Raw genomic sequence first — 19,190 nt, 5'->3', positions numbered from 1 at the left:
CGCGGAGGCGGCGAAAGAGATCAAAGGCCTGATCGGCGCCAGCGTGGAGCGCGTGGACGCGGGCTCGCGCCTGGTGGCCGATGCGGGCCAGACCATGAGCGAGATCGTGGGCTCGGTGCAGCGCGTGAGCGACATCATCGGGGAGATCACGGCGGCCTCGGGGGAGCAGAGCGAGGGCATCGGCCAAGCGAACGTGGCGGTGAACCAGCTCGACCAGATGACGCAGCAGAACGCGGCGCTGGTGGAAGAGAGCGCGGCCGCCGCGCAGAGCCTGAAGGAACAGGCCGAGCGCCTGAGCGACGCGGTGGCCGTGTTCCGGCTGGCGCCGCAAGCGGCCTGAACGGCGACCGCGCGGGCTCAGGCGAGCGCGAGCGTCAGCGCCGCCAGGGCCGCGGTTTCCGCGCGCAGCACACGGGTGCCGAGCTGCGCTGGGACGAAGCCCGCCGCGCGGGCTTGCGTGTCTTCGGCCGTGCTCAGGCCACCTTCAGGGCCGATCAACACGGTGAGCGGCGCGTCGCCGCCGAGCGCCTGGGATGCGGGTGCGCCGCCCTCGGCCAGCGAGAGCACCATACGCGCACCCTGTGCCTCGCGCAGGAAGGCGGCGAAGTCGCGCACGGGCTGGATGGTGGGCACGCGGTTGCGGCCGCACTGTTCGCAAGCGGCCTGCGCGATGGCCTGCCAGTGCGCCTGCTTCTTCGCCGCGCGCTCACCCGACAGGCGCAGCACGCCGTGCTGCGTGTGCAGTGGCGCGATGTGGGCGACACCGAGTTCGGTGGCTTTCTCGACCAGCCAGTCCATGCGCTCGTTCGCGGGCATGCCAATGGCGAGCGTCACCTCGCGCGCGGCCTCGCGTTCGATGGCCTCGTGCGCCTCCACCCGAACCGACACGTCGCTGCGGCCCATGCGCAGCACGCGCGCCGCCCACTGGCCACCTTGGCCATTGAACAGCGTGATCTCCTCGCCCGGCTGCAGGCGCAGCACCTGCACGTGGCGCGCGGCGCTGGGGGGCAGGGCCAACTCGGCCCCGGGGGCCAGCATGGCATCGCAGAAGAAGCGAGGCATGTCACCGACTCCACTGCACGGAGCACGATCCGCAACGGGGGAAGGGGCCGAACTCAGAGGCACCGCGGAACCGGCTTTGCCGGGCCGCTGGTGTCGCCCCCTTGAGGGGGTCGCGCGGAGCGCGGCGGGGATGCTTCTTCATGCTCGCCCGAAGGCCCAGCCATTGGCGGCCTGCAGGCCTTCCACGTCGTCGATCAGGCGCAGCAGCGGCGCCAGTTCGCGGTAGCGGTGCGCGGTGGCGCGGATGTAGGCGATGAAGCGCGGCGCGTCGGCCAGGTACTTGGGCTTGCCATCGCGCAGCGTGAGGCGCGCGAAGATGCCCGCGACCTTGAGGTGGCGCTGCAGGCCCATCCATTCCACCGCGCGGTAGAAGGCGCCGAAGTCGCTGTGCCAGTCCTCGAAGTCCATCAGGCCCGTCTGGCGCGCCTGTTCCCAGTAACGCACGGTGACATCGATGACGAAGTCTTCTTCCCAGCTCAGGAAGGCGTCGCGCATGAGGCTGGCGATGTCGTAGGTGATGGGGCCGTGCAGCGCGTCCTGGAAGTCGAGCACGCCGAGTTGCGTGGCCGGCGTGTCGCCGCGCTCGCGCAGCACCATGAGGTTGCGCGGCATGAAGTCGCGGTGCACGTACACCGTGGGCATGGCCAGCACGCGCTGCACGATCAGGTCGAAGGTCCTCTGCAAAACCTGTTGCTGGCTGTCGTTCAGCGCGATGCCCTTGTGCTGCGCGAGGTACCAGTCGGGAAAGAGCTGCAGCTCGCGGCGCAGCACGGCCTCGTCGTAAGGCGGCAGCACGCCGGGGCGGCTGGCCTGTTGCCAGGGCAGCAGCGCGGCCAGGGCGTCGCGGTACAGGCCGGTGTTGGCCTGCGGCTGCGCGGCGTCGATGACGTCGAGCAGGGTCTGCGTGCCCAGGTCGTCGAGCAGCAGGAAGCCCTGCGCCTGTTGCCAGTCCAGCACCTGCGGCACGCGCAGGCCGGCCGCGCGCATCAGGCCCGCGATGCGCACGAAGGGTTCGCTGTTTTCCTTGTCGGGCGGCGCGTCCATCACGATCGCGCTGCCGCCGTCCTCGCTGTCCAGCCGCAGGTAGCGGCGAAAGCTCGCGTCGGCCGAGGCGGGGCGCAGGCTGGACGGGATCAGGCGGTGTTGCCGCGCCAGCGGCTCGAGCCAGGAATGGAAGGCCGCCTCGCGCTGCGGGTCGGCCCACGCGACGGTGGTCGGCGACGGGGTCATGGCTGAGGGGAATAGGGGGGACGGTGCGCCGGGTGCTGGCAGGCCCCGTGGAATAATCCGGCGGATTCTACAAACGCCTTCAACGCCAGTGTGCGCGGCCCGAACGCCGCCGGGCCCGATCTTGAAACGCCGCACCGACCCGACTCGCTCTCCCGCCCGGTTCGCCATCGCACCGGTGGCCGCAGCGGTGCTGGGCGCCTGCTTCGCCAGCCCCGCGCAGGCTCAGGCCCAGGCCCAGGACCCGGGCCTCGCCTTGCGTCCCAGCCTGCGCCTGCAGGAGCAACTGCCCGCCGAGGTGCGCAGCCAGACACCCAGCTTCGTCTCGGGGCGTCGCATCGAGGGCCACACGGGCCAGACCACCACCGTCGAGGGCGAGGCCGAGCTGCGCCGCCACGACACCGTCATCCGCGCCGACCGGCTCAGCTTCGACGATCGCACGCGCGAGGCCCATGCCGAAGGCAACGTGCTCATCAACCGCGGCGGCGACCGCTTCAAGGGACCGGCGCTGCGGCTCAACGTCGACACCTTCAAGGGCTATTTCGAGCAGCCCGAGTTCGAACTGCTGAGCAACGACGGGCGCGGCGATGCCACGCGCATGGACTTCCACGACGAAGACCACTCCACCGCCCACCAGGCGCGCTACAGCACCTGCCCGCGCAACCCCGGCGCGGACTGGATGCCCGCCTGGCTGGTGCGCGCCAACCGCATCGAGTTCGACAACGTGGAAGAGGTGGGCGAGGCTTATGGCGGCGTGCTCGAATTCAAGGGCGTGCCCATCCTCGGTGCGCCCTACTTCACCTTCCCGCTGAGCGACAAGCGCAAGTCGGGCCTGCTGCCACCGACGATCGGCCTCGACAGCGTGAGCGGCCTCGAGCTCACGCTGCCCTACTACTTCAACCTCGCGCCCAACTACGACCTCACCGTCTATCCCACGCTGATGACCAAGCGCGGGCTCGATATGGGCGCCGAGTTCCGCTACCTGCAGCCCGACTACACCGGCCGCGTGCGCGGCTCCTTCATGCCCTCTGACCGCCTGCGCGGCGAGGACCGCTGGGGCTACACGCTGCAGCACAACCAGTCGTTCACCGACGCCCTCAACCGCCTGGGCGGCCGGGGCGGGGCGGGGCTGTCGCTCAACCTCAACCGCGTGAGCGACGACGACTACTGGCGCGACTTCCCGCGCGCCAGCGCCACGCTCACGCAGCGCCTGCTGCCCAGCGACGCGGTGGCGACCTGGAGCCAGGGCTACTGGTCCGCGTCGGCCGGGGCCTACACCTGGCAGACCCTGCAGGACATCGACGCACCGATCACGCCGCCCTACGACCGCGTGCCCTCGCTGGCCCTGACCTACAGCCGTGGCGACCTGGGCTGGTCCGACAAGACCGGCTCGCTCGCGATGACGCTGTACGGCGAGTACACGCGTTTCGAATCCAATCCCCTGCTCACCGGCCAGAGCAACGGCGAGCGCGCGATGGCCGTGGCGACGCTCAGCCGCCGCTTCCAGACGCCGGGCTGGTTCATCGAGCCGCGCGCGCGCCTGCACAGCACGCAATACACCTTCGACCAGCCGCTCGCCAACGGCCTGCGCAGCGCCTCACGCGCCGTGCCGTCCGTGAGCCTGGACAGCGGTCTGGTCTTCGAGCGCGACGCCAGCTATTTCGGCCGGGCCTTCCTGCAGACCCTGGAGCCGCGCGCCTACTTCACCTGGACGCCCTACCGAGACCAGAGCCTGCTGCCCAACTACGACTCGGGCGCGGTCGACTTCAACCTCGCGACCATCTACTCCGAGAACGTCTTCACCGGCAACGATCGCATTTCCGACACGCGCGGTGTCACCCTGGGCGTGAGTTCGCGCCTGCTCGACCCCGAGACCGGCGCCGAAATCGTGCGCCTGGGCGTGGCGCAGCGCTACCTGCTGAAGGACCAGAACGTCACCCTGCCTGGCGGCGAGCCGGTGCAGGAGCGCTTCAGCGACGTGCTGCTGGCCGCGCGCGTGCAATGGACCCCGCGCTGGCTGTTCGACACCACCTTCCAGTACAACCCCACCACCAACGAATCGGTGCGCACCACCGTGAGCGCGCGCTACACGCCCCGGCCTTACCACGTGCTCAGCGCGGCCTGGCGCCTGCAGCGTGGCGCGTCCGAACAATTCGACGTGGGCTGGCAATGGCCGCTCAGCGGCATGTTCGGCCGCAGCCCCGATCCCGTGCCGGGTTACGGGCTCGGTGCCGGCCAGTGGTACGGTGTAGGGCGCATCAACTACAGCGTGCCCGACCGCAAGGTGGTCGATCTGGTGGCGGGCTTTGAGTACGATGCCGGTTGCTGGATCGGGCGCGTGGTGCTCGAGCGGCTGCAGCGCAGCCAGGCGTCGGCGAACCAGCGCATCCTGTTCCAGCTCGAGTTCTCGGGCTTCTCGCGCATCGGCTCCAACCCGCTGCAGACCCTCAGGGACAACGTGCCGCGCTACCAGTACCTGCGCGAAGAGATCAACCCGCCGAGCCGGTTCCAACGTTATGACTGACCGTTCCCTCCTGACCGCTGTCGCCCTGGGCCTGGCCCTGCTCTGGCCCGCTGCGCTGCCGGCGCAGACACTGCGCACACCCGGCGGCCTGACGCTGCCCTCGGCCACCGCGTCCGCCGCGGGCAACCGCACGGCCGACTACATCGTTGCCCTCGTCAATTCCGAGCCCGTCACCAACCACGAGGTGCGCCAGCGCCTGCGCCAGGTCGAGCAGAACATCGCGCAGCGCGGCATCACCAACGCGCCGCCGCGCGCGGTGCTGCTGAGGCAGGTGCTGGAACAACTCATCAACGAACGCGCGCAACTGCACCTGGCCCGCGAATCGGGCCTGCGCGTGAGCGACGCCGAGATCGACCAGGCCGAGCAGAACATCGCGGCCCAGAACAGCCTGAGCCAGGAGGAATTCCGCCGCCGGCTGCGCTCCGAGGGCTACGACCTCAACCGTTTCCGCGACGAGCTGCGTCAGCAGCTGCTGCTGCAGCGCCTGCGCGAGCGCGAGGTCGACTCCCGCGTGCGCGTGACCGACGCCGACATCGAGGAATTCCAGCGCGAGCAACGCGGCGCAGGGGGTGTCGACAACCTTGAACTCAACCTCAGCCACGTGCTGGTGCTGGTGCCCGAGAACGCCAGCGAGGCGGTGGTGGCCGAGCGGCAGGCGCGCGCGCAGCGCGTGGCCGAGCGCGCCCGTGCGGGTGAGGATTTCGCGGTTCTTGCCCGCGAGTTCTCCGACGCGGCCGAGCGCGTCAACGGCGGCGAATTCGGCTGGCGCGCGGCCTCTCGCCTGCCCGAGCTGTTCGTGGCGTCCACGCGCAACCTGGCGGCCGGCGCCATCGCGGGACCGCTGCGCAGTCCCGCGGGTTTTCACGTGCTCAAGGTCAATGACAAGCGCCAGGCCGGCATGCCCTCGATGAACGTGACGCAGACGCGCGCCAGCCACATCCTGCTGCGCCCCAACGCGCAACTCACGCCGGAGGCCGCCATTGCGCGCCTGAGCGACTTCCGCCAGCGCATCACCGCCGGTACCGCCACCTTCGAATCGCTGGCGCGTGAAAACAGCCAGGATGGCTCGGCCGCCAACGGTGGCAGCCTGGGCTGGGCCCTGCCCGGCCAGTTCGTGCCCGAGTTCGAGGACACCATGAGCCGCCTGCGCCCTGGCGAGGTGTCCGAGCCCGTCGTCTCGCGCTTCGGCGTGCACCTCATCCGCGTCGACGAACGCCGCAACGTGCAGCTCGACGAGCGCCAGCAGCGCGAGCGCCTGCGCATGGTCGTGCGCGAGCGCAAGCTGCAGGAGGCCACGGAGCTGTGGGCGCGCGACGTGCGTTCGCGCGCCTACGTCGAGCTGCGCGAAGACCCCCAGCCGTGAAGCACATCGCGCGCAAGCGCTTCGGGCAGCATTTCCTCACCGATCCCGGCGTCATCGACGCCATCGTGCGCGCCATCGACCCGCGCGCGGGCCAGCCCATGGTCGAAATCGGCCCAGGCCTCGCGGCGCTCACGCAGCCGCTGGTGGAGCGGCTCGGCCGCCTGACCGTCATCGAACTCGATCGCGATCTCGCCGCCCGGCTGCGCGCCCACGGCCAGCTCGAGGTGGTCGAGTCCGACGTGCTCAAGGTGGATTTCACGGCCTTGCGGGCGACGGCGACGGGCCCCTTGCGGGTGGTCGGCAACCTGCCCTACAACATCTCCTCGCCCATCCTTTTCCACCTGCTAGAGCACGTCGCGGCCGTGCAGGACCAGCACTTCATGCTGCAGAAGGAAGTCATCGACCGCATGGTCGCTGCGCCCGCAACCGCCGACTACGGGCGCCTGTCGGTGATGCTGCAGTGGCGCTACGCCATGGAAAACGTGCTCTTCGTGCCGCCGGAGGCCTTCGACCCGCCGCCCCGCGTCGACAGCGCTGTCGTCCGCATGGTGCCGCTGTCCGAGCCACCGGCCATCGACGTGAAGCACCTGAGCGAACTCGTGCAGGTGGCCTTCAGTCAGCGCCGCAAGCTGCTGCGGCACACGCTGGGCAAGTGGCTTGAGCAGCGCCAGGCCACCGGAAACTTCGACCTGCAACGCCGAGCGGAAGAAGTGCCCGTCAGCGAATACGTCAGCCTGGCGCAAACCTCGCAGGCATGAAAAAGCCGCGACAAGTGTCGCGGCTCATCCAGTGACACCACGGATCTGGCTCTGCCAGTCCGTCGGTGTCGCCCCCTTGAGGGGGTGACGCGCCGTCAGGCGCGGCGCGGGGGTGGGCTTGTCAAGCGGCCGCCAGCCAGTAGCCGGCGTTGAAGGGGCTGCTCATGCGCAGGGCCTGCGGGCTCACGTCGAGGATCTTGTCCGTCGGCATGGGTTCTTCGTTCTGCACCTCGATCGGCTCTTCGCCTTTGGGGCTGCGCGCCACCGAGAACGAGTAGAAGCAGCGGAACGGGACCTTGCGGTCGCTCCAGTAGTCGGCCGCGTCGCGGAAGATGTCGAGCAGTTGCTCGCGCGCTTCCTTATCGAACTTGCTGTGCGCCGGGATGTGCTCGAGCACCACGATGAAGCCGGTCTGCGGCCCGGACTTGTGGACCATGTCGGTCATGCAGTCGTACAGCGCGTCGAAGTTCTTGCCGAAGTGCGCGGGCAGCGTGTACTGGGCGGCGATCAGCTCCAGCACGTCCTGCTTGCTCTGCGCCTTGGCCAGGTTGGCGTAGAGGAAGTGGTGGCCGAGGTACTCGGCCGCCGCTTGCAGGTCCTTCACGCCATAGGCGCGAATGGACTGGACGATGTTGGGTCGCACATTACGAAGTGGCGTGTCCATCTCCGCGTCTCTTTCACAGTCAAAGGTTGAAATACCGATCGCTCTTCGGAAGATCACTGCACGATGCGCCTGAAGCTCGAGTAGTGGTCTTCCGTGTAATAACAGGCATCAGGCGCCACGGGCCGGGCGCCGCCACACACAATACGCCGCGCTCCCCGGTGATTCAAACCCGGGGTGGGTACGGTGTATTCCCGGTAGTACCCCCGCCGTTCCCTGGGCAGCAGACCTTCGCGGTTGAAGAAGACGGTGCCGTCCTTTTCGTAGCGAAAGGGCCCACCCTGATGGATCTGGCCCAGAACCTGCTTGCCCTGCGTTGGCAGGGCCGATACCGACACGGATGCGGAGGGGGCGAGGACGACGGGTTCGGGACCGCGGGCTTGCACCAGAAAGGTGCCTGCGCTGGCGACCACAGTGGCCACGACAGTCGCAACAAAGCCGGCTTTGCCCTTGCCCCAGTGCTGGCGTATCCGCCGCAGATCCATGAGGTTGGCTTGCTCCTGATGCGGGAGAACCCGGACCCTGCGGCCTGGGGTTAACCCTGAAACTCAAGCGCGAGAGTGTGCCCTAACCGGCCCCAAAACGCAAGCGACTGCCTAAAAAATAGGCAGTCAGCTCGGCGAAATGGCGCAAAAAAAGTTAGCGCCCGCTTTGACTGAGTGCCCTAGCGGGCAACATTGGCGTCCGCCACCGTCAGGGCCGTCATGTTCACGATGCGGCGAACGGTGGCACTGGGCGTGAGGATATGCACCGGCTGGGCGGCACCGAGCAGCACCGGGCCGATGGCGATGTTGCCGCCGGCCGCTGTCTTGAGCAGGTTGTAGGCGATGTTGGCGGCGTCGATGTTGGGCAGGACCAGCAGGTTGGCCACGCCCTTCAGGGTGGAATTGGGCATGAGCGCGGCCCGGGCCACCGGGTCCAGCGCCACGTCGCCGTGCATTTCGCCGTCCACTTCCAGCCAGGGTGCCTGTTCGCGCAGCAGGTCCAGGGTGCGGCGCATCTTGACCGCCGAGGGCTCGTTGGACGAGCCAAAGCTCGAATGCGACAGCAGGGCCGCCTTGGGCTGGATGCCGAAGCGCAGCATTTCCTCGGCCGCCATCACCGTGATCTCGCACAACTCTTCGGGCGAGGGGTCGTGGTTCACGTGCGTGTCGACCAGGAAGACCTGGCGGCCGGGCAGCATGAGGCCGTTCATGCAGGCGTAGATGCGTACGTCCTGCGCGGTGCTGGGGCTGCCGCCAGCGCGCTTGCCGATGACCTGGTCGATGTAGTGCAGGTGCCCGTGGGTGCTGCCCCAGGTGCCGCAGATGAGGCCATCGACCTCGCCCTTGTGCAGCAGCATGGTGCCGATGAGGGTGAGGCGGCGGCGCATCTCGATCTTGGCGAGCTGCTGCGTGACGCCCTTGCGCTCGGTCATGCGGTGATAGGTCTGCCAGAAGTCGCGGTAGCGGTGGTCCTGCTCGACGTTGACGACGTCGTAGTCCAGGCCCTCCTTCAGGCGCAGGCCGAATTTGTCGATGCGCTGGGCGATGATGGCCGGTCGGCCGATCAGCGTCGGCCGCGCCAGGCCTTCGTCCACCACGATCTGGCAGGCGCGCAGCACGCGCTCTTCCTCGCCTTCGGCGTAGGCCACGCGCTTGCGCGTGGCCAGCTTGGCGGCCGAGAAGATGGGCCGCATGACGGTGCCCGAAGCGAACACGAAGCCCTGCAGCTTCTCGCGGTAGGCCGCCATGTCCTTGACGGGACGCAGCGCCACGCCACTGTCGGCCGCGGCCTGCGCCACGGCAGGCGCGATCTTCATCATCAGCCGCGGATCGAAAGGCTTGGGGATCAGGTACTCCGGGCCGAAGGCCAGCTTCTCGCCCGCGTAGGCGGCAGCGACGACCTCGCTCTGCTCGGCCTGCGCCAGTTCGGCGATGGCGTGCACCGCGGCGATCTCCATCTCGTCGGTGATGGTGGTGGCACCCGAGTCGAGTGCGCCGCGGAAGATGTACGGGAAGCACAGGACGTTGTTGACCTGGTTCGGGTAGTCCGTGCGGCCGGTCGCCATGATCGCGTCGTCGCGCACGGCCTGTACGTCTTCCGGCAGGATCTCCGGGTTGGGATTGGCCAGCGCCAGGATCAGGGGCTTGGCCGCCATGGACTTGACCATCTCCGGCTTGAGTACGCCGCCGGCCGACAGGCCCAGGAAGATGTCCGCGCCCGCGACCACCTCGGCCAGGGTGCGCGCGCTGGTTTTCTGAGCGAACTGGATCTTGTCCTCGTCCATCAGCTCGGTGCGGCCTTCGTAGACGACGCCGGCCAGATCGGTCACCCAGATGTTCTCGCGTGGCAGGCCCAGCTTGACCAGCAGGCCCAGGCAGGCGAGGGCGGCGGCGCCGGCGCCGGAGGTCACGAGCTTGACCTTCTTGAGGTCCTTGCCGACCACCTTCATGCCGTTGAGGATGGCCGCGCCCACCACGATGGCGGTGCCGTGCTGGTCGTCGTGGAAGACCGGGATCTTCATGCGTTCGCGCAGCTTGCGCTCGACGTAGAAGCAGTCGGGGGCCTTGATGTCCTCGAGGTTGATGCCGCCGAAGGTGGGCTCGAGCGCGGCGATGACCTCGACCAGCTTGTCGGGGTCTTTCTCGTTGATCTCGATGTCGAAGACGTCGATGCCCGAGAACTTCTTGAACAGCACGCCCTTGCCTTCCATCACCGGCTTGGCGGCCAGCGGGCCAATGTCGCCCAGGCCCAGCACGGCGGTGCCGTTGGTGATGACCGCGACCAGGTTGCCGCGCGCGGTGTATTTGAAGGCGTTGACCGGATCGGCCGCGATTTCCTCGCACGGTGCCGCCACGCCGGGCGAATACGCCAGTGCCAGATCGCGCTGGTTCGACAGGGGCTTGGTGGCGGCAATGGCCACTTTGCCGGGCAGGGGCTGCTCGTGGTACTGCAGCGCGGCGCGGCGCAGTTCGGCGCGTTTGTCCTCAGGGGTGCTGGATGCGGTCATGCATGTCTCCGGCCGTTGATTTTCTGCCATGCGAAAGGCGGATTCGCATTCTAAGTCGGGCACAGGGAAAACCCGAGCGCGCAGGCACGGCTCGCCGGGTGAAGGGCTTGTGACTGTGACGGGGGGAATCGGTTCGCCCAGCGCCTGCCGGGCGGAGGTTCAGGCGCGCTCGACCTGACGGGCCTGTTCGGCGGTCTGCAGTTGCAGGTGGGCCACCACATGGCCCGGGGCGCATTCGGAGAAGACCGATCGTGCGCAACCTTCGCATTGGCCGCATTGCGTGGCCACGCCAAGTTCAAGCTGGATGTCGTCGAACGCCATGCCGGACCGGGCGCACTGGGCGATGGTCTTGTCACTGACGCGATGGCAAACGCAGACGATCATGGGGATAGGGGTCGGGAAACTCCTGCAAATGATAATGGCTCGCATTCATTGCGCAAGACCCCGTGAAGACCGCCCGACGGGCGGCTTCTCCCCAGGGGCAGATCAGCTCACCGAGCCCATTTGGCTTTGCAGGTAGTTCTGCAGGCCGACCTTGTCGAGCAGATCGATCTGGGTCTCCAGGAAGTCGATGTGTTCCTCGGTATCGTCCAGGATCGTCTGGAGCAGGTCGCGGGAAACATAGTCGCGGACGGACTCGCAGTGGGCGATGCCTTCCTTGATGGTGGCTTGTGCGCCTTGCTCCAGGCCGAGGTCGGCGCGCAGCATTTCGGGCACGTCTTCGCCGATGTGCAGCTTGCCCAGGTCTTGCAGGTTGGGCAGGCCATCGAGCGTGAAGATGCGGTCCATCAGCTTGTCGGCGTGCTTCATCTCGCCGATCGACTCCTCGTATTCCTTGCCGGCGAGCTTGTCCAGGCCCCAGTGCTTGAGCATGCGGTAATGCACGAAGTACTGGTTGATGGCGGTCAGCTCGTTCTTCAGTTGCGCCTGCAGGTGCGCAATCACTTTGGCGTCGCCTTTCATGTGAACTCCTTGTCGTTGTTGGTGAGGGCTCGGGGATTGTGGACCGATGAAAAGACCGGGAAAGGGGTTGCTCCTTTGCAAATGAGAATTGTTCTCATATGATGTGGTGCCTGTCACCGCTGGAGCACCCCATGAACCCCCCCTTTGCGACCCACGCCGACGAGGAATACAGCCTGCCCCCCGTCGAAGCGCTGCTGGCCGGCACGCTCGCGCTCATGACTGGCTGCGCCCAGCACAGCGGCCCGGTGTGTCAGCGCGAATTGATGGTGGGCAAGGTGGTGAGCAACCTCACTGAGCTGGCGCAGCACCCGGCGCTGTCGCAACCGATGCGGGTGCTGCTGGGGCGCCTGAGCTCGCGCTGGCTGCTGGAGTTGGGCGGCGCCGCCGCGCCCACGGCGGGCATGGTGCCTCTGCCGGAGCACCGCACCCTGCAGTGAGGAGCGCGTTCAGCCCCGCATCAGTGCCTCGATGGCGTCGGGCGCCACCGGCACGTCGCGGGTGATCAGCTCGCAACCGGTGTCGGTGACCACCGCGTCGTCCTCGATGCGGATGCCGATGTTCCAGAAGCGCTCGGGCACGCCCTCGGCCGGGCGGATGTAGAGCCCGGGCTCGATGGTGAGCACCATGCCCGGACGCAGGATGCGGCTCGGGCGGTCCTTGATGGTTTCGCCGGACAACGGGTCCAGGCGCTCGCTGACCTGGCCGACCTCGGACGGCTCCACGTAGCTGCCGCAGTCGTGCACGTCCATGCCCAGCCAGTGGCCGGTGCGGTGCATGTAGAAGGCGAAGTAGCTGCGGTTGGCGATCACGTCGTCCACCGTGCCGGCCTTGTTCTTGTCGAGCAGGCCCAGGTCGAGCAGGCCTTGTGCAAGCACCTTCACCGTGGCCTCGTGCGGGCCCACGAAACGCGCGCCGGCCTTGGTCGCCGCCACGGCGGCGTCCTGGCTCGCCAGCACCAGGTCGTAGACCGCGCGCTGGGGGCCGGTGAAGCGGCCGTTGGCCGGGAAGGTGCGCGTGATGTCGCTGGCGTAGCCATCGAGTTCGCAGCCGGCGTCGATCAGCACCAGTTCGCCGTCGCGGATGGGCGCGGCGTCGGCTCGGTAGTGCAGGATGCAGGCGTTCGCGCCCGCGGCCACGATGCTGCCGTAGGCGGGGTATTGCGAACCGCCCTGGCGGAATTCGTGCAGCAGCTCGGCGTCCAGGTGGTATTCGCGCACGTCCTGTCCGGCGCGCAGCATGGCGGCGCTGCGCTGCATGGCGCGGATGTGGGCGCGCGCGCTGATGCGCGAGGCGCGGCGCATGATGTCCAGCTCGTGCGCGTCCTTCACGAGGCGCATCTCGTCGAGCAGGGTGCACAGGTCGCGCTGGCTTTCCGGGCACAGGGCGCCGTAGCGCACGCGGGCGCGCACCTTCTGCAGCCAGCCGTCGATGCGGCCCTCCAGCCCCGCGTGGGTGGCGAAGGGGTACCAGACCACCGAGCGGTTCTCCAGCAGCTTGGGCAGCCGCTGGTCGAGTTCGGCGACAGAAAACGCCTCGTCCACGCCCAGCGCGGCCGGGGCGGCCTCGGGGCCCAGGCGGATGCCGTCCCAGATCTCGCGTTCGAGGTCCTTGGGCTGGCAGAAGAGGGTGGTGCGGCCTTCGGCGGTGATGAGCAGCCAGGCCTGGGGCTCGGCGAAGCCGCTCAGGTAGTAGAAGTAGCTGTCGTGCCGGTAGATGAAATCGGTGTCGCGGTTGCGCGGGCGCTCCAGCGCGGTGGGCACGATGGCGATGCCGCCCGGGCCGAGTTGCGAGGCCAGGCGCGCGCGGCGCTCGGCGTAGAGGCGGAAGTGGGTCGAGGCGTCCATCGCGCCATTGTGGCGGCAAGCGCCCGACCCCGGGAACTCAGCGGGCGTTCAGCTCCGCGAGCCGCTCGGGGGTACCGACATCCGTCCAGGGCCCCGTGTACAGCTCCGCGCTCACCCGTCCCGCGTCCATGGCGCGGCGCAACAGCGGCGCCAGGGGCTCGGCGCGGCCTTGCGGGTTGCCGGGCGGGATGTCGAACCACGGCGCCTCGAACAGCGCGCGCCGGTACAGGCCGATGGTGCTGTAGGTGTGGCGCGGCTCACCCCCATTGAGCGCCAGGCCTTCGGGGCTCAGCCCGAAATCGCCGCGCGGGTTGTGGTCGGGGTTGGGCACCAGCCACAGGTGGGCCAGCCGGTCGCCGCGCGCGAAGCGCGCCAGCGCGTCGGGGTCGAAGGGGAAGCCGGGCGCGAAGACGTCGCCCGCCACCACCCAGAACACCTCGCCCAGCAAGGGCAGCGCGCGCGCGATGCCGCCGGCGGTCTCCAGCGCGTAGCCGAAGTCCTCGCCTTCGGCCGAGTAGGCGATGTCCATCGGCAGGCCGTCGCTGCTGCGCGGGTGCGGGCCGAAGTGCTCAGGGATCTGTTCGCCCAGCCAGGCGGTGTTGATGACCAGGTCGACACAACCGGCGTCGGCCAGTGCGTCTGCATGCCATTGCAGCAGCGGCTTGCCTTGCACGTCCAGCAAGGGCTTGGGCACCTGGTCGGTCAGCGGGCGCATGCGGTTGCCGCGGCCGGCGGCCAGGACGATGGCGTGAGCGGGATGGGCCATGGTGGATGGGCGAAGCCTCGACTGTAGCGTTCTCGGGGCGCCGGGGTGACAGGCCCGGGCGGACAGGCCGCCCGCCCCTGATGCGGCGTCGCTCGCGGTCGCGGCCGATACCCCCCACCCGGGCGGCCAGCGCGTGCCCAACCGGTAAAATCCGGGGTTTTCCCCAGGCTGGGCGGCGCCACGCGCCCACGCCGCGCCCCACCCCACCCGAGGTCTTCATGAGCGACTCCGCTGTCGTCACCGTCTCCCCCCTGGTCATGGCCAACGCCATTCGCGCTCTGGCGATGGACGCGGTGCAGGCCGCCAACTCCGGCCACCCCGGCGCGCCCATGGGCATGGCCGACATGGCCGTCGCGCTCTGGGGCCGCCACCTGCGCCACAACCCGGCGAACCCGCACTGGGCCGACCGCGACCGCTTCGTGCTGTCCAACGGGCACGGCTCCATGCTCATCTACTCGCTGCTGCACCTCACGGGCTACGCGCTGCCCGTGCAGGAGCTCAAGAACTTCCGCCAGTTGCACAGCAAGACGGCCGGCCACCCCGAGGTCGGCGTCACCCCCGGCGTGGAAACCACCACCGGCCCGCTGGGCCAGGGCATCAGCAACGCCGTGGGCATGGCCTTGGCGGAGAAGCTGCTGGCCGCCGAGTTCAACCGCCCCGGCCACACCGTCGTCGACCACCACACCTACGTGTTCCTGGGCGATGGCTGCCTGATGGAAGGTGTCAGCCACGAGGCCGTGGCCCTGGCCGGCGCCTGGAAGCTCAACAAGCTCATCGCGCTGTACGACGACAACGGCATCTCCATCGACGGCAAGGTCACGCCCTGGTTCATCGACAACACGGCCCTGCGCTTCGTGGCCTGCGGCTGGAACGTCATCGGCCCCATCGACGGCCACGACGTGGACGCGGTGGACCACGCCATCGCCCAGGCGCGCCAACACCCCGAACAGCCCAGCCTGATCATCTGCAAGACCCACATCGGCAAGGGCAGCCCGAACCGCGCCAACACCGCCAAGGCGCACGGCGAGCCGCTGGGCGCCGAGGAAATCAAGCTCACGCGCGAGGCCCTGGGCTGGTCGCACGAGCCCTTCGTGGTGCCCGACGAGGTCTACGCCGCCTGGGACGCGACAAGCGCTGGCGGCGAGGCCGAGGCCGACTGGCACGCGCGCTTTCGCGCCTATCGCGCCGCCCACCCCGAGCTGGCCGCCGAGTTCGAGCGCCGCATGAAGGGCGATCTGCCGACGAACTTCGCACAGGTGGCCGTGGACGCCGCCGTGCAGGCGCACAGCAAGGCCGAGACCGTGGCCAGCCGCAAGGCCAGTCAGCTCGCGCTGGAGCACTTCACCGCCGCGCTGCCCGAGCTGCTGGGCGGCAGCGCCGACCTCACCGGCTCCAACCTCACCAACACCAAGTCCACGCCCGCGCTGCGCTTCGACCTCGCCGGCAACCCGGTGCGTGACGAGGCCGGCCGCCTGGGCCGCCACATCAACTACGGCGTGCGCGAGTTCGGCATGGCCGCCGTCATGAACGGCGTGGCCTTGCACGGGGGCTACATCCCCTACGGCGGCACCTTCCTCACCTTCAGCGACTACTCGCGCAACGCCATTCGCATGGCCGCGCTGATGAAGCAGCGCGTGGTGCATGTGTTCACCCACGACTCCATCGGCCTGGGCGAGGACGGCCCCACGCACCAGTCGATCGAACACGCCGCCAGCCTGCGCCTGATCCCCAACCTGGACGTCTGGCGCCCGGCCGATACCGCCGAGACCGCCATCGCCTGGGCCGTGGCGCTGGAGAACAAGGACAAGCCCACCGCGCTGCTGCTGTCGCGCCAGAACCTGCCCTATGCGCCCAAGAAGGACCTGAGCGACATCGCCAAAGGCGCCTACGTGCTGTCCGAGCCCGCCGATCTGGGCCTGAAGAAGAAGGCCCAGGCAGTGATCATCGCCACCGGCTCCGAGGTGCAACTCGCGCTCAAGGCGCAGGAACTGCTGGCCAAGGAACACGGCATCGCGGTGCGTGTGGTCTCCATGCCCGGCACCACCCGCTTCGACCGCCAGAGCGCGGCCTACAAGAAGGCCGTGCTGCCCGCCGGCCTGCCGCGGATCGCGGTCGAGATGGGTGTGACCGACTTCTGGTGGAAGTACGGCGTGTCGGCGGTGGTCGGCATCGACAGCTACGGTGAGTCGGCCCCCGCGCCGGTGCTGTTCAAGCACTTCGGCTTCACCGAGCAGAACGTGGCGGACACGGTGCGCGCCGTGCTCGCGCAGCAGTGATTCCCTTCGACATCCAACCCCTGGAGATGACAGCATGACGATCAAGGTCGGTATCAACGGTTTCGGGCGCATCGGGCGCATGGTGTTTCGCGCGGCGATCGCCAACTTCAAGGACATCGAGGTGGTCGCCATCAACGACCTGCTCGAGCCCGACTACCTGGCCTACATGCTCAAGTACGACAGCGTGCACGGCCGCTTCGATGGCGACGTGAAGGTCGAGGGCAGCAACCTGATCGTCAACGGCAAGAAGATCCGCCTGACCGCCGTGAAGGACCCGGCCGAACTGAAGTGGAACGAGGTCGGTGCCGACGTGGTGATCGAGTCCACCGGCATCTTCCTGGACAAGGCCGGCGCCGAGAAGCACCTGGCCGCGGGCGCCAAGAAGGTCATCATGTCCGCGCCCAGCAAGGACGACACGCCCATGTTCGTCTATGGCGTGAACCACGAGACCTACGCCGGCCAGGCCATCATCAGCAACGCCAGCTGCACCACCAACTGCCTGGCCCCCGTGGCCAAGGTGCTCAACGACAAGTGGGGCATCAAGCGCGGCCTGATGACCACCGTGCACGCCGCCACCGCCACGCAGAAGACCGTCGACGGCCCGTCCAACAAGGACTGGCGCGGCGGCCGCGGCATCCTGGAGAACATCATTCCCTCCAGCACCGGTGCCGCCAAGGCCGTGGGCGTGGTGATTCCCGAGCTGAACAAGAAGCTGACCGGCATGTCCTTCCGCGTGCCGACCTCCGACGTGTCGGTGGTCGACCTGACGGTGGAACTGGTCAAGGAAGCCAGCTACAAGGACATCTGCGCCGAGTTCAAGGCCCAGTCCGAAGGCGCGCTCAAGGGCGTGCTGGGCTACACAGAAGACAAGGTGGTCGCCACCGACTTCCGCGGCGACGCCCGCACCTCGATTTTCGACGCCGAGGCCGGCATCGCGCTGGACGGCACCTTCGTCAAGCTGGTGTCCTGGTACGACAACGAGTGGGGCTACTCGAACAAGGTGCTCGAAATGGTCCGCGTGATTGCGAAGTAAGAGCGCCAAGTAAGCGAAGCGCTGCGCCGGGCGGCTTGTCCCGGCGCTGGCGGGCGCGCTACGATGTGCGCCCGCCTTGTCCCAGAAGTTCCACCATGTCCCAGCCTTCCAACGATGCCCAGGCCGCCAAGCACCTGGAGCAGGCGATCGAAAAGGCCAAGGAGGTCGCCGCCGACATCCGGCAGGCGGCCGACGACCTGGCCGTGGCCAACACCGTGCTCGACACCCACCTGAGCGAGGAAGCGCGCACGCGCGAGGTCGAGCAGGCGCTGGGCCACACGGGCGCCGTCGAGAAGACGCTGACCCAGTCGGCCGAGACGCTGGACGAGGTCAACACCGCGCTGGACAAGGCCGCCGCGCCACCGCGCGGCTGAGGCCCCCTCCTTCCACCCCCCAGAAAAAGGGCCGGTCGAGACCGGCCCTCCTGTTTTCCATGGACAAAGAAGTCGCACCCGCCGTCCTGGCGGTCATCAACGAGAAACGCCTGTCCGGCGACAAACGCACGCCGGTGGAGATCATCGCCAAGATGGGCGTGTTCGACGCGCGCGACAAGGCCTCCGACCTGGCCTGGCTGGCCACCGGCGACAACATCATCGTGACCATCTGGGCCGAACTCGTCAGCGTGGGCGAGGGTGGGCGCTGGTTCCTGCTCGAGTCGCTCGACCCGCTGCACCGCATCGGCGGCGGCGAGCGCACCGACCTGCGCATCCAGCGCACCAAGGACCGCATCCAGCTCATCAAGCGGGCGCTGGACGCCGACCAGCCCCTGCGCGCCGTGCTGCAGACCAACCGCGTGGCCATCGCCGACATCGAGACCGACAAGGCCGCCCGCATGTCGGTGCGCGTGCCCGACGACGAGCCCTGGCACGTGGCCGTCTGGAGCCCCGAGCAGCGCCATGTGGTGCTGGTGCGCGGCCCGCGCGGCTGGGTGCCGAACGAAGCCGAGGTCCAGGCTGCGCGTGGGCGTGCCGGCATCGTGGACGCCGCGCCCGATGCGCCGGCCATCGAGGTCGGCGGTGGCGGCGACCTGCACAGCGCCGCGCTGGACCACCTGACGCGCCATTTCGCCGGCTACGGCTACAAGACCGAGCTGCTGGAGGCGCCCAACCCGGGCTACGAGGCCGAGGTGCGCGACAAGAAGGGCAAGACCCTGCTCAAGCTCGTCGTCAAGGGCACGGCCACGGGCGCGACCGGCTATGCGCTGACGGCCGCGCAGCGCGCCTTCGCCCGGCGCGACCCGCAATGGCGCCTGGCCGTGGTGTCCGACGTGGGCAGCCCCGCTGCCCAGCACAAGCTGTACAACGGGGCCGACATGGACAAGGCGCCGGGCCTGGCGCCCGAGCTGGGCTGAGGCCCGGCCGCGCAGACCCTCAGGCCATCTTGCCCGACAGGTCCCACATGGCATCGACCAGCGCGTCGATGTCGTTGGCGTCGTGCCACAGGTGCGTGGAGACGCGCATCGCGTAGTGGTTCGAGGCGGCGCCGATCACCGGGAAGCTCGCGTTGCGGATGATCAGGCCCTGCGGGTACTCGGCCTGCAGGCGCGAGACGAACTGCGTGGCCTTGGCCGAGTTCATCACGTCGTCCTTGTTGCGGAACGGGTTGAACGAGGTCAGCGCGCACACCAGCTTGGGGTCGTCCTTGGGCGAGTACAGCGACTCCACGCCCCAGCGCTCGACGATCTTCTCCTTGAGGTAGGCCGACAGCGTGAGGTCGTAGGT

17 protein-coding genes and 2 pseudogenes are annotated in these 19,190 nt (G+C 68.6%); 9 read left to right on the top strand and 10 right to left on the bottom strand.

All coding sequences use genetic code 11. From position 1 onward, the window contains the following. Positions 1-340: methyl-accepting chemotaxis protein (locus VLG41_RS20775; protein ID WP_325351290.1), on the top strand; the 340-nt coding region annotated here is incomplete at its 5' end. A 17-nt stretch (positions 341-357) separates the two neighbouring features. On the opposite strand, the gene VLG41_RS20770 is transcribed toward VLG41_RS20775, so the two are convergent. Next, a complete protein-coding gene (locus VLG41_RS20770) occupies positions 358-1,062 on the bottom strand; it encodes a 16S rRNA (uracil(1498)-N(3))-methyltransferase (protein ID WP_325351289.1) in 705 nt (234 codons plus the stop codon). A 138-nt stretch (positions 1,063-1,200) separates the two neighbouring features. Continuing rightward, positions 1,201-2,292 (bottom strand): aminoglycoside phosphotransferase family protein, encoded by a 1,092-nt coding sequence (locus VLG41_RS20765; RefSeq protein WP_325351288.1) that lies wholly within the window; start codon positions 2,290-2,292, stop codon positions 1,201-1,203. Positions 2,293-2,413: 121 nt separating this feature from the next. On the opposite strand from VLG41_RS20765, the gene VLG41_RS20760 reads away from it, so the two are divergent. The 3 genes from VLG41_RS20760 to rsmA are packed head-to-tail and all read left to right on the top strand — an operon-like array spanning position 2,414 to position 6,934. Then, positions 2,414-4,813 (top strand): LPS-assembly protein LptD, encoded by a 2,400-nt coding sequence (locus tag VLG41_RS20760; RefSeq protein ID WP_325351287.1) that lies wholly within the window; start codon positions 2,414-2,416, stop codon positions 4,811-4,813. Beyond that, a complete protein-coding gene (locus VLG41_RS20755; protein ID WP_325351286.1) occupies positions 4,806-6,176 on the top strand; it encodes a peptidylprolyl isomerase in 1,371 nt (456 codons plus the stop codon). Before VLG41_RS20760 ends, VLG41_RS20755 begins: the two co-directional genes overlap by 8 nt. Next, complete coding sequence (gene rsmA, locus VLG41_RS20750) at positions 6,173-6,934, top strand: 16S rRNA (adenine(1518)-N(6)/adenine(1519)-N(6))-dimethyltransferase RsmA (RefSeq protein WP_325351285.1); 762 nt, start codon at positions 6,173-6,175, stop codon at positions 6,932-6,934. The genes VLG41_RS20755 and rsmA overlap by 4 nt, the downstream gene beginning before the upstream one ends. Positions 6,935-7,202: 268 nt before the next feature. Here rsmA and VLG41_RS20745 read toward each other — a convergent pair. The 5 genes and pseudogenes from VLG41_RS20745 to bfr form a co-directional block, all read right to left on the bottom strand. Then, a pseudogene (locus VLG41_RS20745) lies at positions 7,203-7,598 on the bottom strand (barstar family protein); the annotation flags it as partial. A 53-nt stretch (positions 7,599-7,651) separates the two neighbouring features. Next, on the bottom strand, positions 7,652-8,080 hold the full coding sequence (locus tag VLG41_RS20740; protein WP_325351284.1) for a ribonuclease domain-containing protein: 429 nt from the start codon (positions 8,078-8,080) through the stop codon (positions 7,652-7,654). 179 nt (positions 8,081-8,259) lie between these two features. Beyond that, entirely contained in the window at positions 8,260-10,587 is a 2,328-nt protein-coding gene (locus VLG41_RS20735) for an NADP-dependent malic enzyme (protein WP_325351283.1), read from the bottom strand. A 159-nt stretch (positions 10,588-10,746) separates the two neighbouring features. After that, on the bottom strand, positions 10,747-10,971 hold the full coding sequence (locus VLG41_RS20730; RefSeq protein WP_009520720.1) for a (2Fe-2S)-binding protein: 225 nt from the start codon (positions 10,969-10,971) through the stop codon (positions 10,747-10,749). A 102-nt stretch (positions 10,972-11,073) separates the two neighbouring features. Further along, positions 11,074-11,550: a bacterioferritin gene (gene bfr / locus VLG41_RS20725; RefSeq protein ID WP_325351282.1), complete on the bottom strand. Its 477-nt coding sequence runs from the start codon at positions 11,548-11,550 to the stop codon at positions 11,074-11,076. A 131-nt stretch (positions 11,551-11,681) separates the two neighbouring features. Here bfr and VLG41_RS20720 point away from each other — a divergent pair, with 131 nt between their 5' ends. After that, the gene (locus VLG41_RS20720; RefSeq protein WP_325351281.1) at positions 11,682-11,987 is read left to right on the top strand and encodes a hypothetical protein; all 306 of its coding nucleotides are present in this window, start codon (positions 11,682-11,684) and stop codon (positions 11,985-11,987) included. A gap of 9 nt (positions 11,988-11,996) precedes the next feature. On the opposite strand, the gene VLG41_RS20715 is transcribed toward VLG41_RS20720, so the two are convergent. Both VLG41_RS20715 and VLG41_RS20710 read right to left on the bottom strand, forming a co-directional pair. After that, positions 11,997-13,394 carry an aminopeptidase P N-terminal domain-containing protein gene (locus VLG41_RS20715; RefSeq protein WP_325351280.1) on the bottom strand — a complete coding sequence of 466 codons (1,398 nt, stop codon included), beginning with the start codon at positions 13,392-13,394 and terminating at the stop codon, positions 11,997-11,999. A gap of 37 nt (positions 13,395-13,431) precedes the next feature. After that, positions 13,432-14,160, bottom strand: coding sequence for a nucleotidyltransferase family protein (locus tag VLG41_RS20710; protein WP_325351279.1), 729 nt, complete (start codon positions 14,158-14,160; stop codon positions 13,432-13,434). Between the two features lie 218 nt (positions 14,161-14,378). On the opposite strand from VLG41_RS20710, the gene tkt reads away from it, so the two are divergent. From tkt to VLG41_RS20690, 4 genes are all read left to right on the top strand, one after another. Next, complete coding sequence (gene tkt, locus VLG41_RS20705; RefSeq protein ID WP_325351278.1) at positions 14,379-16,436, top strand: transketolase; 2,058 nt, start codon at positions 14,379-14,381, stop codon at positions 16,434-16,436. A 34-nt stretch (positions 16,437-16,470) separates the two neighbouring features. Continuing rightward, a complete protein-coding gene (gene gap / locus VLG41_RS20700) occupies positions 16,471-17,469 on the top strand; it encodes a type I glyceraldehyde-3-phosphate dehydrogenase (RefSeq protein ID WP_325351277.1) in 999 nt (332 codons plus the stop codon). 95 nt (positions 17,470-17,564) lie between these two features. Next, positions 17,565-17,843 (top strand): hypothetical protein, encoded by a 279-nt coding sequence (locus tag VLG41_RS20695; protein WP_325351276.1) that lies wholly within the window; start codon positions 17,565-17,567, stop codon positions 17,841-17,843. A gap of 59 nt (positions 17,844-17,902) precedes the next feature. Next, positions 17,903-18,820, top strand: coding sequence for a hypothetical protein (locus VLG41_RS20690; protein ID WP_325351275.1), 918 nt, complete (start codon positions 17,903-17,905; stop codon positions 18,818-18,820). Between the two features lie 19 nt (positions 18,821-18,839). Here the strand turns inward: VLG41_RS20690 and VLG41_RS20685 are convergent. Next, positions 18,840-19,190 (bottom strand): annotated as a pseudogene (locus tag VLG41_RS20685) (aminotransferase); the annotation flags it as partial.

Source organism: Hydrogenophaga sp. (assembly GCF_035481345.1).
In the GTDB taxonomy this organism is placed as follows: domain Bacteria; phylum Pseudomonadota; class Gammaproteobacteria; order Burkholderiales; family Burkholderiaceae_C; genus Hydrogenophaga.
The sequence above is the reverse complement of the archived record's forward strand: the minus strand, read 5'-3'. Positions and strand labels throughout refer to the sequence as shown.